We start from the raw sequence: 12,967 nt of genomic DNA, 5'->3' as shown, positions 1-12,967 counted from the left end.
GGCGTTCATCCTGAGCGCCATCGAGGGATTCACCCTGAAGGAGATCGCGGCCATCGCCGAGCGGCCGACGCGCGAGGTCGAGGCGCACCTGCTCGCCGCGCGCGAGCGGCTGCAGCGCGCCTTGCCGCGTTCCACGCCGCTGCGCGCGCAATTGCTGCGCTCCAAGTCAGCGTAAACCTCCAACCGTAAGTCAGCCCAGGAGGATCGTCCGCATGATCGATCGCGAAGAGCTTCGGCAGTTGGCGGAACTCGACATCACACCGGCCGCGGCCGTGACCTTCTACTTCCAGCCGCAGCGCCCGCAGAACAAGTCGCACCGCGAGGAAGCCATCCTGGTGAAGGACCTGGTGCGCGACGCGCTGCGCAACGCCGAGCGCGAGGGCGCGAATCCCGCGCTGCGCGGCGACCTGGAGCGCATCCTGGCGCTCGCGGAGCAGTTGCACGGCAACCACGCGCGCGCGAAGGCGGTGTTCGCCTGCGGGGCGAAAGGCATCTGGCGCGAGTTCGACCTGCCCGCGCGGCTGCAGGCCACGCGCCTCATCGTGAACTCCCGCTTCCACCTTGCGCCGCTGGCGCTGCTGATGGATTCCAGCGAGCGCCGCACCTGCGTGGCGCTCATCGACCGCGAGCGCGCCCGCATCCTCGACCTCTTCCTCGGCCAGGTCAGTGAGCGCGCCGCCATCCTCGACAGCACGCCGCGGCGCGTGAAGAGCGATGGCTGGGGCGGCTACGAAGCCGGCCGCCGTGAGCGCCACGTCGACAACGAGGCGATGCGGCACTACAAGAGCGTGCTCGAGCAGCTCCAGGCGCAGGCGCTGGCGGGCGCGTTCGACCTGCTCGCGATCGGCTGCCATGGCGAGAACCGGCCGGAGATCGAGCCGCACTTGCCGACGTCGCTGAAGCAGCGGCTGCTGGGGTGGTTCGTCACCGATCCGACGATCGCGACGGCCGATGCCGTCCGCGACGAGGCGGAGCGCATGCTGGAGGAGCGCCGGCAGTCGGAGCAGGAGGCGCTGGTGCGCGAGGTCATCGGCGAGGCGAGCCGCAACGGCCGCGGCTCGCTAGGGCTGAAGCACGTGCTGAACTCGCTGGAGCGCGGCGAGATCCAACGGCTGTTGCTGGGCGAGCACTTCGCCGCCACCGTCACCGAGTGCGCCAACTGCGGACACCTGGACACCCGGATGGTGCGGAGCTGCGCCGTCTGCGGCCAGGCGACGCGCGAGGTCCCCGACGTCACCGACGCGCTGGTAGCGCGCACGGTGCGCGACGGCGTGCAACTCGTCCACATTCGCGGGGATGAGGAGTTCGAGCGCGCGGGGAATATCGGCGCGCTGCTGCGCTTCCGCGCGGACCAGAACACCGCACAGAAGATCGCCGGTTAGCGCCGGCGGAAGGGCGCGGAGTTTCTCCGCGCCCTTCGTGTCTCCGTGATACAACATTCGGTTGCTCCCACGCACGGAGGCGTCTATGACGATCACCCGCCGCGATTTCCTCGCCACTACCGCCATGACGTCGGTCTCGCTCGCGCTCGAGGCGCAGCAGCCCGGCGCGAAGGCGGCGGCGCCGCAGCCGACCGGCAAGCGCCCGGTCATCCTCTGCAAGACGACCGGGAACCAGTCGATCGACGGCGCGTACACGATGTTGCAGCGCGGCGGCGACACGCTCGACGCGGCGCTGTTCGTCTGCAAGGCGCAGGAAGACGACCCCAACGACGATTCCGTCGGCCTCGGCGGGCTGCCGAACGAGGAAGGCGTGGTGGAGTTGGATTCGTGCTGCATGCATGGCCCGACGCGGCGCGCGGGCTCGGTCGGCGGCGTGCGCAACATCAAGAACGTGTGCCTGCTGGCCAAGGCAGTGATGGAGCGTACCGGCCACGTGATGCTGGTCGCCGAGGGGGCGGAGCGGTTCGCGGTGGCGCAGGGCTTCCCGCGCGAGAACCTGCTGACCGACAAGTCGCGCCGCATCTGGCTGCTGTGGAAAGAGACGATGTCGGACCAGGATTGGTGGGGACCCGGTCTCGCTTCGCCGGCGTGGCAATACCCAGCGGACGCACCCAAGACCGCGGCCGACTTCTGGGACCGCAAGCTCGACCACATGCGCGAGGTCGCCACGCGGCTGGGCATCCCGGAAGCAGAGCAGCCCGACGCGATCTACAAGGTGCTGCATCCGCAGACCGGGACCATCCATGTTTCGGTGGTGAACGAGAAGGGCGAGATGTCGGGCGCGACCACCACCAGCGGCCTGTCGTGGAAGATCCCTGGACGTCTTGGCGACTCGCCCATCATCGGCGCGGGCTGCTACACGGACCAGGAGGTCGGCTCGGCGGGCGCGACGGGCTCGGGCGAGGAGAACATCAAGGTCGCGGGCGCGCACTCCATCGTGGAAAACATGCGCAAGGGGATGTCGCCGAAGGACGCGGGCCTGGAAGTGATGGCGCGCATCGCGCGCAATTACAACAACGACTGGACCAAGCTGCGCTTCATCGACATGGTGTATTACATCCTGCGGAAAGACGGCGCCTACGCGGGCGTGTCGTTCTGGAGCCACTCATCGGCGGGGGACCATCGCAAGTTTGCGGTGCACGACGGCAACCGGCGCATCGAGGAGACGGTGGCATTCAAAGAGGGCAGCGGCATTGATTGGCCGCCGATCCCGAAACTGCCGAAGGGATAGTACCGAGTACCGAGTACAAAGGCCTCCCAAGCGGGAGGCCTTTTGTCATTGTCAGCAGTCAGATGGGATCGCGCTCGTCGTCGTCGCGATCGTTGTCCTTATCGTTGTCGTGCACGCGGATGCCGAGGATCTTCATCTCGACGAGCCGGTCGGGGGAGGGGTGCGCGTAGCCGTACTTCTTCACCTTCTTGATGAACTCCGAGTCCACGCCGTGGATCTTGAAGGCGACGAGCTGGTCGGCGGAGAGGCCGGTGTAGCCGACCGCCTTCAGGTCCTCGATCTGGCGCGCGCCTACGCCGAAGATGCGGAACTCCTGCAGCTTGTCGGGGCTCAGGTCGGTGAAGCCGAGCGCGCGCATCTCGCGGATGAACTCTGGCGTGACGCCGTGGATCTTGAAGGCCGTGAGCTGTTCCTGCGTGAGGTTGGTGTAGCCCATGTCGGCGAACTGCTTGCGGAACTCCGGCGTGATGTTGAAGATCCTGCTTTCGATCATCTTCTGCAGGGATTCGACGCCCGCGGCGCGCTGCTGGCGGATGTACGCGGCGTCGACGTGGAAGATGCGCAGCTCGACCAGTTTACTGAGCGGCAGGTTGGTGTAGCCGAGCGCCTTGAGCTCTTCCACCTGCTGGCGGTTCACGTTGAAGATGCGGCCCTCGATCAACTTCTGGCATTCGCGGCTCAGGCCGAGCTCGCGGAACTCGCGCGCGTAGGCAAGCGAGACGTCGAGGGCAGCCATTTCGAACTGCTTCTCGTCGCGGCACTCGAAGCCGAGGTTCTGCATCTTGGCGGCGTAGTCGGCGCTGGGCGTGAAGGTGAACTGGCCGGCGCCCATGCCGCTGCTGAAAAAGCCTTCGAAAGCAATGGTCCCGGCGTCGCGCACGAGCTGGAAGTGGACGTCGTTCTTCGCGCCTTTGACCTGCTGCTCGGTCAGGCCCTGGAAGGCGCTGAGGTCGTAGCCCTGGCCCATGTTGTAATTCTTGCGGCCGCCGCGGCTCATGTTGAGCTGCAGCTCGTACTTGGCGGGCTTGGCGGCGTCGTCGTCCTTGTCCCGGTCGAGACGCCATTCTGCTGTCCAGGTGCCGCGAATGGCGTCGGAGGCGTGGACCGCTTCCTGGAAGAGCACCAGCCCGACCAGCACCAGCAGCGCGCCCAGGAACCGGAACGCCATATTGCGCTTCATAAGAACCTCCGAGGAGAGCCGCAGCCGGCCATGGGGGCGGCGTTGGGGGATAGACGCCGAACCGCGGCGTTGGTCACCAAGAAAAGAGGCGGGCGAGGCCGCCCGCCGCCACACGATCGTGGGGACTACGAGAAGCGCACCTTCACGTCCGGCCGCTTAGCCAGGTGGATGGAATCGACGAACCGCACCTTGCCGGTGGCGAGCGTCATGATGAGCGACGAAGTGCGGGTGCCCTCGCCGAAGAAGCGGACGCCCTTCATCAGCGCGCCTTCGGTGACGCCGGTGGCGGCGAAGATGATGTGTTTGCCGGGCGCCAGGTCCTTGGACGTGTAGATCTTGTTCTTGTCCTGGATGCCCATCTTGGCGATGCGCTCTTCGAGTTCCGGCTTGTCGATGACGAGGCGGGCGAAGATCTCGCCGTTGAGGCAGCGCATGGCGGCGGCGGTGATGACGCCTTCGGGAGCGCCGCCCGAGCCCATGACGGCGTGCACGCCCGAGCCGATGACTGCCGCGGCAATGCCGGCCGAGAGGTCCCCGTCGGTGATGAGCTTGATGCGCGCGCCGACGGCGCGAATGTCCTTGATGAGCTTTTCGTGGCGAGGGCGGTCGAGCACCATGACGACCAGATCCTGCACGCTGCGGTCGAGCCGCTTGGCGATGGCGGCGAGGTTGTCCTTCACCGGCGCGTCGAGCGAGACGCAGTCCTTGCAGGACGGGCCGACCACGAGCTTCTCCATGTAGCAGTCGGGCGCGTGCAGCAGCCCGCCTTTTTCGGAGGCCGCGAGCACGGTGATGGCGTTCGGCGAGCCGGTGGCGCAGAGATTGGTGCCTTCGAGCGGGTCGACGGCGATATCGACCTCGGGGAAGCCGGCGCCATCCTTCCAGCCCGCGCCGACCTTCTCGCCGATGTAGAGCATCGGCGCCTCGTCGCGCTCGCCCTCGCCGATGACGATGGTGCCGCGCATCGGGACCGAGTCCATGGTGCGCCGCATCGCTTCGGTGGCCACGTGGTCGGCGCCCTTGCGGTCGCCCTGGCCCATCATGTGTGCCGACGCGATGGCGGCATCTTCCACCACGCGCACGAACTCGAGCGCGAGCTCGAACTCCAGGTTCTGCGAGAAAGTCTTCTTGTCCTTCACGTCGGTGGCCGTTGCCATTCCTGCTCCTAGAACGCGTCGATGCCCGTGACCTGGGCGCCGATGATCAAAGTATGGATGTCGTGCGTGCCTTCATAGGTCTTCACCGACTCCAGGTTCATCATGTGGCGCATGATGGGGTAGTCGTCGGCGATGCCGTTGGCGCCCAGGATGTCGCGCGCCATGCGGGCGCACTCCAGCGCCATCCAGATGTTGTTCCGCTTGGCCATGGAGATGTGGTAGTGCTGGGACTTGCCGGCGTCTTTCAGGCGGCCGACCTGCAGCACCAGCAGCTGCCCCTTGGTGATCTCGTTGATCATCCAGGCGAGCTTTTCCTGCACGAGCTGGTGAGATGCGATGGGCTGGTTGCGGAACTGCTTGCGCTCCTTGGAGTACTGGAGCGCGGTGTCGTAGCAGCTCATGGCCGCGCCGATGCCGCCCCACGCGATGCCGTAGCGGGCCTGGTTCAGGCACATCAGCGGCGACTTCAGCCCGCCGGACTTCGGCAGCAGGGCCGACGCGGGGACCTTCACGTCCTGCATGGAGAGCCCCGAGGTGACGGAGGCGCGCAGCGACCACTTACCGTGGACGTCGAACGCGCTGAAGCCGGGCGTCTTGCAATCGACGATGAAGCCGCGGATCTTGTTGTCCTCGTCCTTCACCTTGGCCCAGATGATGGCGATGTCGGCGATGGTGCCGGAGGTGATCCACATCTTCTCGCCGTTGAGGATGTAGCCGTCGCCGTCTTTCTTGGCGGTCGTGAGCATGCCGCCGGGGTTGGAGCCGAACTGCGGCTCGGTCAGGCCGAAGCAGCCGAGGATCTCGCCGGTCGCCATGCCGGGCAGATACTTCTGCTTCTGCTCTTCGGACCCGAACTCGTAAATGGGATACATGCAGAGCGCGGATTGCACGCTCACGAAGCTGCGCACGCCGCTGTCGCCGCGCTCCAGCTCCTGCATGACGAGGCCATATTCCACGTTCGACATGCCGGCGCAGCCGTAGCCCTTGAGCGACGCGCCGTAAAAGCCCATCTCTCCGAACGGCTTGATGAGTTCCTTGGGGAAGCGGCCTTCGCGGTTGCACTGCTCGATGATGGGGATGAGGTTGTCTTCGATGAACTGCCGGGTGTTGTCGCGGACGAGGCGCTCGTCGTCGGAGAGCAGGGAATCGAACTCGATGAAGTCCACTCCCTTGAACTTGAATGCCATTGGGGACTCGCTTATGAGTGCGGATTTAGCCGCGATACTGCCGTGGCGGCGGGGAGAACTGGAACAGGGAAAGGTATCAGGCGGGCCGCAGCAGGGTCAACGCGCGGCGAGGGCCGCGGAAAGGAAAAAGGCGGGCGACAGCGCCCGCCTTTCCACGAACCCGCTATTTCAAGTCGAGCTTGGAGACCTTGAGGGTATTGTCACTGTTCATGGTGCCGGTGACCGAGACCTTCCAGTCCTTGTCCTTGTCGGTGGAAGCGATCAGCTTCTTGGCCATCTCGTTCGATTCCTTGTCGAACTTGATGACCTTGTTGTCGGCGGTCACGACGGCGTAGCCGCTCTCTTCGCATTCCGGCATGGTGAGGCACTTCTTGGAGTGCTTCATGGCGAAATCGGCCTTGGGCTTCTCGGCATTCTCGCTGGCGCAGGCGACGTCGACCAGGTGGCCGTTGATGGTCTGCGGCTTCATCTCGCCGGCGAACGCCGCGGCGGCCGCCAGGGTGAGGATGATCAGGATCCCGGAAATACGCTTCATGCAGTCTCCTTCGGTTGAGTCAGGATGATAACCGGTGCTCTCAATAGATGCCGCAGGCCGCCCCGGGTTACAGAATCCGGGCACTCATGTAAAATCTAGTAGCGCGAGTACAAACCCTGTTTTGCTCCCGTAAAACCTAACGTCCCGGCCCAGCGGGGACGACTCTGTCAGGAGAACGCAATGGTAAAGGTCGCGAAGACTGCCGACCGCAAGAAGGTGATGGACACCACCAAGTCCACGGATTGTCCCAAGTGCGGCAAGCCGACCCGCATCGTAAAGCGCATGAAGGACCGCGAGCGGAACGTCCCGGGCGGGATCTACATCTCGTGCTCGGCGTGTGAGTTCTTCGAAAAGCTGTAGGAGCAATGTCCAGTGGTCGGTGGCCAGTGGTCAGCAAGGCGCGCTGCGGCGCGCCTTTTACTTTGCCGCTGCGATCTCGTCGAGCACGGCCTTGGCGGCCTTGCCTATGTCGGGCGCCTTGGTGATGGGTCGGCCGACCACCAGATAATTCGCCCCGGCATGGATAGCCTCTGCCGGCGTGGCCACGCGCTTCTGGTCGCCCTTGGCGGTGCCCTCCGGGCGCACCCCCGGCGTGACGATAACCAAGCCCTTGCCGAGCTGGCGGCGAATCTCGCCGACTTCCTCGGGCGAGGCGACGATCCCGGTACAGCCGGCGATGCGGGCCAGGGAAGCCAGCCGCAGCACCTGGTCGAGGGGGCGGCCCGCCACGCCGACCTCCTCGAGGTCCTGCTGGCCCATGCTGGTCAGGACGGTCACGGCGAGCACCAGCGGCGGATTAGGGGCCGTGGCAGCGGCCTCTGCGGCCGCCTTGAGCATCTTCGCCCCGCCGGAGGCATGGACGGTCACCATCGAGGCGCCGAGCTCCGCTGCGGCCTTTACGGCCCCGGCGACCGTGTTCGGGATGTCGTGGAACTTGAGGTCGAGGAAGACCTTGCGGCCGGAAGCCACCAGGTCCCGGACCGCCCGCGGCCCCTCCGCCACGAAGAGCTGCTTGCCGACCTTGAAGGTCGCAGCGCTTGGTCCCACGGCCCCGACGATGCGCTGGGCCTCAGCGACCGACGAGACGTCGAGGGCGACGATCAGGCGGTCTGCCGGGGTGGCGGGCAAGAAGAAAGCCCCCGTTTCCGGGGGCTTCTGGCTGGCTCTGTGCTGTTCGGCCATCGGGCCTAATGTATCACCTATCGGGCTCCTACGTTCCGGGCCACTTCCTCGCCGTTGACGATATCGAGCCGGACCTTCTCGGTGCCGCGCGCCCTGAGGTCGAGCATCTGGGCCGCGCCGTAAGACAGGTCGATGATGCGGTTGCCGACGTATGGCCCCCGGTCGTTGACGCGTACCGTGATGGACCGGCCATTCCGCAGGTTCGTGACCCTAACCCATGTCCCTAGAGGAAGTTGGCGGTGGGCGGCGGTGAACTGAAACATGTCGTAAGGCTCGCCGCTGGCAGTGGATCTGCCGTGGAACTGCTTTCCGTACCATGAGGCCCGCCCGACTTGGTACGGCTTGGAGGTGACTTCCTTAGAGCTGGAGCCGGTTGTAACGGGTCCCGCCATCAGGTTGGCGGCCAGACACACAGTCGCCAGGATGGTGGCTAGTCCTCGTCGCATTCAGCGTTCCTCGTTTCTCTATAGTCTCTCCCCTCCCACTGTTGGTAATTCTATGAAAATAAAGAACGTAAAGTCAAGCCTTAATACTGAGGCGTGGTTCAGCGTGTTGCGCGGTTACCACACCGCCAGTTCTGGCCGGTCTCGGGATGAAGGGCGCAAGAGGGAGGGGAGGAACAAACGCCCGAGACAGGGTAATTAGATGCCTGGAGGCCTGAGGGGTTGGACGGTGGGATGGCAGGCATTCGGACAGGGGAGGGGCGTTCGGGGCGTCGGGTGCGGCTGCCCGCGAGGAGGCGCTAAGACACCGAGGTTCAAGGTTCGAAGGTCAAACTGGAGGTGTCGTGGCAGACTGCTCGGGAACGCTGGGGCTGTCGGAAAAAATGTTGCTCCAACCAGCCACTAACCACTAGCCACTCGCCACTGTTTTCGCTACATTCGCAATTTCATGCCTCCAAGCCCGCCAATCGTGCTGACCATCGCCGGCTTCGACCCGTCTTCGGGCGCCGGCACCACCGCCGACATCAAGACCATCGCCGCCCACGGCTGCTACGGGGTGGGCTGCGTGACCGCGTTGACCGTCCAGTCGACGCAAGGCGTGCGTCGCTCGGAGGCGGTCTCGGGCAAGCTGATCCGCGAGACGCTGAAGGAGCTGGCGGCCGACTTCAATTTCGCCGCGGTGCGCATCGGCATGCTGGGCTCGAGCGACGGCGTAGCCGCGGTCGTGGATTTCCTGAAGGGCAGCAAGATCCCCAACGTGGTGCTCGACCCGGTGATCACCTCGTCTTCCGGCGAGCCGCTGCTCGACGGCAAGGGCGTGGAGAAGATGCGGAAGGAGCTGCTGCCGCTCGCGACCATCATCACGCCGAACATCGACGAAGCCGGCGCGCTGGCCGGCATGGCGGTGACCAACGTCGAGCAGATGCGGGCCGCGGCCGCGGCCCTGCACAAACTCGGGGCGAAGAACGTGGTGGTGACCGGCGGCCACCTCGACAAGCCGGTGGATGTGCTCAGCGTGGGCGGCAAGGTGCACGAGTTCGCCTCCGACCGGCAGCGCTCGACCTCGACGCACGGCACGGGGTGCGCCTTCGCGACCGCGCTGGCGTGCCATCTCGCGCTGGGCCGCGACCTCGACGACGCTGTCGTGCTTTCGAAGGCGTACGTTTCCAGCGCCATCGCGCGCGCGGCGAAGATCGGCAAGGGCGCCGGGCCGGTGAACCACTTGTTCCGGATGGACGACCAGCCACGGCCGGCGCAGGATGCGCTGGAGAAGATCCACTAGAACCAGACTGCAGACTTCAGACGTCAGGCTTCAGCAAAAGCCAAGGCCGCCCGTTGAGGCGGCCTTTGACTTTCCTGAAGCCTGAAGACTTATCTCGGCGGTTCGTTCGAGGTCGTGGGATTCGGCGGCTGCTCGAGCTCCTGCGGGGTGACGAGCTGCGGCTCTTCCGGCTGCGTGACAACGGGTTGCTGCGCCTGCGGCAGCTCGACCGCCGGGGTGGTGGTCGCAGGCTCGGTGGTTGCCGGTGCGGCGTTCTCGGGCGTGAACGACTCGTTCGCGCGCGGGACCGGGATGGACACGACATCGGTGCCCTCGCGCCGCGTCCGCCGCTTGGGCTGAGCCGGCTCGACCACCGCCTCGCCGGAGCGCTTGCGGAGCACGACCGGGCCGCCCTGGCGGCGCTTGGCCTCCAGGTCGCGTTGCATGCGGGTGGCAACGACCTCGGTCGAGGTGGCCGCCACCTGCATGAGCGGCTTGCCCTCGGCTTCCTTGCGGGTGGCGATCCCGACCTTGTCGCCGGAACGTTCCGCTTCTTGCGCCTTGGAGTAGAAGTAGTCTGCGGTCTCGCGGTCGCCATCCATCTCGGCGAGGTAGCCCATGTTGTTGAGCGTGAACGCGTCATCCTTCTTCAGCTGATACGCCCGCTGGAAGAACTGCCGCGCGCCGCGGCGATCGTTGCGATTGATGGCGGAGACGCCCTGCAGATTCAGGCGCGCGACGCGGTCGTCCAGGTTGTCGGGGCGGCTGAGCAGCTCGCGGACCTTCTCGGCATTGTTGCGCGCGATCTCGCGGATGGGCTTGCCGCGCCAGCTCGAGTGCACGGTCACCACGACTGCCTCGTCCGAGTTCGTGTTCGCGGCCTTGGTGTAGTAGCCGAGCGCGGTCTCCAGTTCGCCTTCCTTCTCCTTGGCGAAGCCCAGGTTATTCAGCGTGAAGGGATTGGTGGGGTCGAGTTGGAGCGCCCGGGAGAGCAGGACGTCGGCTTCCGGCGCGCGGTCCTTCTGCAGCAGGCCGATGGCCGCCACGTTCAACCGGTTCACCTGGAGGTTGTTGGGGGCGGCGTTGCCGGCGACTTGGGCGACTGGCTTCCCGATGATCTCTTCGGTGGGCGACTTGTCGACCAGAGCTTCGGAATCCATCTGCTGCGAGAGTTCGTAGTAACGCTGCGCGCGCTCCACGTCGCCCTCGAGCTCCGCGATGTAGCCGAGGTTGTTGAGGGTGAACGGATCGTCGGGGTCGAGCAGGTAGGCCTTGTAGAACAGGCGCTTGGCCTTCTCGTAATCGTGTTTCTCCACCGCCTTCACGCCTTCGCGGTTGAGATTTTGCACCGGCGTCGGCTTGGTGCGCTTGGGGAGCGTGATGCGCAAGTCGCCGCCGGCGGCCGTCGCGGCGAGCGCGGCACAGGCCAGCAGGGGAAGCAGCTTCCGGGTTGCAGAAACGATGCGGGACCGCACGGACATGGGACCTCCGCGGAGCCTGCCGGCTCCGGGTATCTGCTGGGATGCATCGAGGGCTGCTGCTGGCTGCTAACTCTTAGAGCCGGACGCGCATCTACTCACGCGTAAGGCAGGAGCCCCCATGAACCGTCTTGTTCCAGCCCTAGTACTGATGTTGTTGCCGGGCGTAGTGATGTCCCAGAGTTCCTCCTCGCCGGCGGCAGCTCCCCCGAACTCGCAGCCGCAGGCCGAGCAGCCCGCCCCGACGCCGGCGGACAGCGCGACGGTCGAAAACGACCCGCTGCTGGAGGTCCCGCCACTGCCCAAGAGCAAGGTGACGCTGGTGGGGGGCACGGTCCGCAGCATCGACCAGATCCGCAACCGCATGACGGTCGAGCCGTTCGGCGGCGGCAAGATGAAGTTCCTGTTCGACGAGCGCACCAGGATCTACCGCGACGGCGTCGAGACCACGCAGCTCGCCATCAAGAAGGGCTCGCGCGTCTACGTCGACAGCCAGCTCGACGGGCCGAAGATCTTCGCGCGCAGCATCCGCGTGGTCACGCAGAACAACCCGGCAGACGCCGACGGCCAGCTCCTCGGCTTCGACACGCGCAAAGGGCAGATCCTGATGCGCGACCGGCTCTCCTCGCAGCCCATCCGCTTCAGCGTCAACAAAGACACCAAGGTCATGAAGGAGAACGAGCAGCCCGGCACGCCGCAGGACCTGAAGCCGGGGTCGCTCGTCAGCGTGCAGTTCGCCCCCGAGCGCGCCAACCGCGGCGTCGCGCAGAAGGTCACGATCCTGGCGGTGCCTGGCGCGGCCTTTCGCTTCGGCGGCTCCATCACCTACCTGGACGTGAAGTCTTCGACCATGGCGATCGAGAACGAGACGGACGGGAAGAATTACGAGATCGCCTTCGACCGCGCCACGGTCGAGGGCCGCGACGACCTCGCCGTGGGCGCGAAGGTCAACGTGGTCGCCGTCTTCCAGGGCGACAAGTACCTGGCCCGCGAGCTCACCGTGACGCAAGCCGCGGCCGAGAAGTCCGAGAAGGCGGAAAAGTCGGACAAGGACGGAGAGCACGACGAAGACGAGAAGAGCCAGGCCAGCGAGCCGAAGTAGTCCGGCTTCCGCAAAGAAAAAAGGCGACGCCCTGCGCGTCGCCTTCTTTTGTCCGCCGCAGCGGACGGGTGGGACAACTCTATTCCGTCTTGGCGACCGGCTTCTTCAGCAGCATGCCGCCGACGAACAGCGCGATGGCGGCCAGCAGCCACTGCATGCGCCACGCCTGCACCGCTTCCCAGTCGATCATGGTGGTGGCGGTGTACATCACGCCGGTGAGCGCCGCGGACAGGAGGCACAGGCAGCCAGCCAGGAATGCCACCAGCGAGGCCGTGCCCAGGCCAAGCCGTTCCTGCAGCCGGCTGTAGTCGAGGTAGCGCTTCCAGTCGACGCGGGGCATGGTCCGCGAGCCCTTCAGTCCGGGCAGGTCGCGGTCCGCGCCGCAGACGTAGCAGAAGCGCGAGCCGATGATGAATTCGGTGCCGCAGCGCGCGCACAGCTCCGTCTCCGGATTGTGCCCGCGACGCTCGAGCGCCGGCCGCCAGTACTGCTGCTCCTGCTCGACCGGGCGCGATTCCAGGTTCCTTGCTGCGTCTGCCATAGATACTCCTCCCAACTCCCTGCGACCTGGTAAGCGCAAGTGATTAGCCAAATCAGGCGGGCAAGCTTTTCCCTGTGTCATCAACGCGTTAGGCGTTGCAGTCCGCCAGGGCAGCAGGGTGTGGAGAGAAAAATTTACGTGTCTTTTGGCAGGTCTTCAGTTCCGCCGAGGCATGCGGACGACCTTCGGGTTCGCCGAGGTCTTGTGCCAGAAGCTGATGAGCACCAG

Annotated in this window: 13 protein-coding genes; 5 read left to right on the top strand and 8 right to left on the bottom strand. The window is 65.7% G+C overall.

Annotated features, from left to right (window positions below):
• Positions 1 to 212: 212 nt before the first annotated feature.
• Both VLA96_03510 and VLA96_03505 read left to right on the top strand, forming a co-directional pair.
• A complete protein-coding gene (locus tag VLA96_03510; protein ID HSE48256.1) occupies positions 213 to 1,382 on the top strand; it encodes a hypothetical protein in 1,170 nt (389 codons plus the stop codon).
• Between the two features lie 85 nt (positions 1,383 to 1,467).
• A complete protein-coding gene (locus VLA96_03505) occupies positions 1,468 to 2,673 on the top strand; it encodes a N(4)-(beta-N-acetylglucosaminyl)-L-asparaginase (protein HSE48255.1) in 1,206 nt (401 codons plus the stop codon).
• A gap of 58 nt (positions 2,674 to 2,731) precedes the next feature.
• Here the strand turns inward: VLA96_03505 and VLA96_03500 are convergent, their stop codons facing one another.
• The 4 genes from VLA96_03500 to VLA96_03485 all read right to left on the bottom strand — a co-directional run bounded on the left by VLA96_03500 (position 2,732) and on the right by VLA96_03485 (position 6,732).
• Positions 2,732 to 3,853 carry a hypothetical protein gene (locus tag VLA96_03500; protein HSE48254.1) on the bottom strand — a complete coding sequence of 374 codons (1,122 nt, stop codon included), beginning with the start codon at positions 3,851 to 3,853 and terminating at the stop codon, positions 2,732 to 2,734.
• Positions 3,854 to 3,978: 125 nt separating this feature from the next.
• Positions 3,979 to 5,010 (bottom strand): class II fructose-bisphosphatase, encoded by a 1,032-nt coding sequence (gene glpX / locus VLA96_03495; GenBank protein ID HSE48253.1) that lies wholly within the window; start codon positions 5,008 to 5,010, stop codon positions 3,979 to 3,981.
• An 8-nt stretch (positions 5,011 to 5,018) separates the two neighbouring features.
• A complete protein-coding gene (locus VLA96_03490; GenBank protein ID HSE48252.1) occupies positions 5,019 to 6,197 on the bottom strand; it encodes an acyl-CoA dehydrogenase family protein in 1,179 nt (392 codons plus the stop codon).
• A gap of 163 nt (positions 6,198 to 6,360) precedes the next feature.
• A complete protein-coding gene (locus VLA96_03485; protein ID HSE48251.1) occupies positions 6,361 to 6,732 on the bottom strand; it encodes a hypothetical protein in 372 nt (123 codons plus the stop codon).
• A 180-nt stretch (positions 6,733 to 6,912) separates the two neighbouring features.
• On the opposite strand from VLA96_03485, the gene VLA96_03480 reads away from it, so the two are divergent.
• Positions 6,913 to 7,092 carry a hypothetical protein gene (locus VLA96_03480; protein ID HSE48250.1) on the top strand — a complete coding sequence of 60 codons (180 nt, stop codon included), beginning with the start codon at positions 6,913 to 6,915 and terminating at the stop codon, positions 7,090 to 7,092.
• A 57-nt stretch (positions 7,093 to 7,149) separates the two neighbouring features.
• On the opposite strand, the gene pyrF is transcribed toward VLA96_03480, so the two are convergent.
• Together pyrF and VLA96_03470 are read right to left on the bottom strand one after the other, a co-directional pair.
• The gene (gene pyrF, locus VLA96_03475; GenBank protein ID HSE48249.1) at positions 7,150 to 7,914 is read right to left on the bottom strand and encodes an orotidine-5'-phosphate decarboxylase; all 765 of its coding nucleotides are present in this window, start codon (positions 7,912 to 7,914) and stop codon (positions 7,150 to 7,152) included.
• A 17-nt stretch (positions 7,915 to 7,931) separates the two neighbouring features.
• Complete coding sequence (locus VLA96_03470; GenBank protein HSE48248.1) at positions 7,932 to 8,360, bottom strand: septal ring lytic transglycosylase RlpA family protein; 429 nt, start codon at positions 8,358 to 8,360, stop codon at positions 7,932 to 7,934.
• Between the two features lie 445 nt (positions 8,361 to 8,805).
• Between VLA96_03470 and thiD the strand changes: the two genes are divergently transcribed.
• The gene (thiD, locus tag VLA96_03465; GenBank protein HSE48247.1) at positions 8,806 to 9,639 is read left to right on the top strand and encodes a bifunctional hydroxymethylpyrimidine kinase/phosphomethylpyrimidine kinase; all 834 of its coding nucleotides are present in this window, start codon (positions 8,806 to 8,808) and stop codon (positions 9,637 to 9,639) included.
• Between the two features lie 89 nt (positions 9,640 to 9,728).
• Here the strand turns inward: thiD and VLA96_03460 are convergent, their stop codons facing one another.
• Positions 9,729 to 11,099 carry a hypothetical protein gene (locus VLA96_03460; protein ID HSE48246.1) on the bottom strand — a complete coding sequence of 457 codons (1,371 nt, stop codon included), beginning with the start codon at positions 11,097 to 11,099 and terminating at the stop codon, positions 9,729 to 9,731.
• Positions 11,100 to 11,217: 118 nt separating this feature from the next.
• On the opposite strand from VLA96_03460, the gene VLA96_03455 reads away from it, so the two are divergent.
• Positions 11,218 to 12,198, top strand: coding sequence for a DUF5666 domain-containing protein (locus tag VLA96_03455; protein HSE48245.1), 981 nt, complete (start codon positions 11,218 to 11,220; stop codon positions 12,196 to 12,198).
• A gap of 79 nt (positions 12,199 to 12,277) precedes the next feature.
• On the opposite strand, the gene VLA96_03450 is transcribed toward VLA96_03455, so the two are convergent.
• Positions 12,278 to 12,739, bottom strand: coding sequence for a hypothetical protein (locus tag VLA96_03450; GenBank protein HSE48244.1), 462 nt, complete (start codon positions 12,737 to 12,739; stop codon positions 12,278 to 12,280).
• Between the last annotated feature and the right edge of the window lie 228 nt (positions 12,740 to 12,967).

It is taken from the genome of Terriglobales bacterium (assembly GCA_035457425.1).
GTDB lineage: Bacteria > Acidobacteriota > Terriglobia > Terriglobales > Acidobacteriaceae > JACPNR01.
The sequence above is the reverse complement of the archived record's forward strand: the minus strand, read 5'-3'. Positions and strand labels throughout refer to the sequence as shown.

Coding starts and splice junctions, on each gene's coding strand:
- VLA96_03510 (HSE48256.1), top strand. CDS start 213: ATGATCGATCGCGAAGAGCTTCGGCAGTTGGCGGAACTCGACATCACA.
- VLA96_03505 (HSE48255.1), top strand. CDS start 1,468: ATGACGATCACCCGCCGCGATTTCCTCGCCACTACCGCCATGACGTCG.
- VLA96_03500 (HSE48254.1), bottom strand. CDS start 3,853: ATGAAGCGCAATATGGCGTTCCGGTTCCTGGGCGCGCTGCTGGTGCTG.
- glpX (HSE48253.1), bottom strand. CDS start 5,010: ATGGCAACGGCCACCGACGTGAAGGACAAGAAGACTTTCTCGCAGAAC.
- VLA96_03490 (HSE48252.1), bottom strand. CDS start 6,197: ATGGCATTCAAGTTCAAGGGAGTGGACTTCATCGAGTTCGATTCCCTG.
- VLA96_03485 (HSE48251.1), bottom strand. CDS start 6,732: ATGAAGCGTATTTCCGGGATCCTGATCATCCTCACCCTGGCGGCCGCC.
- VLA96_03480 (HSE48250.1), top strand. CDS start 6,913: ATGGTAAAGGTCGCGAAGACTGCCGACCGCAAGAAGGTGATGGACACC.
- pyrF (HSE48249.1), bottom strand. CDS start 7,914: ATGGCCGAACAGCACAGAGCCAGCCAGAAGCCCCCGGAAACGGGGGCT.
- VLA96_03470 (HSE48248.1), bottom strand. CDS start 8,360: ATGCGACGAGGACTAGCCACCATCCTGGCGACTGTGTGTCTGGCCGCC.
- thiD (HSE48247.1), top strand. CDS start 8,806: ATGCCTCCAAGCCCGCCAATCGTGCTGACCATCGCCGGCTTCGACCCG.
- VLA96_03460 (HSE48246.1), bottom strand. CDS start 11,099: ATGTCCGTGCGGTCCCGCATCGTTTCTGCAACCCGGAAGCTGCTTCCC.
- VLA96_03455 (HSE48245.1), top strand. CDS start 11,218: ATGAACCGTCTTGTTCCAGCCCTAGTACTGATGTTGTTGCCGGGCGTA.
- VLA96_03450 (HSE48244.1), bottom strand. CDS start 12,739: ATGGCAGACGCAGCAAGGAACCTGGAATCGCGCCCGGTCGAGCAGGAG.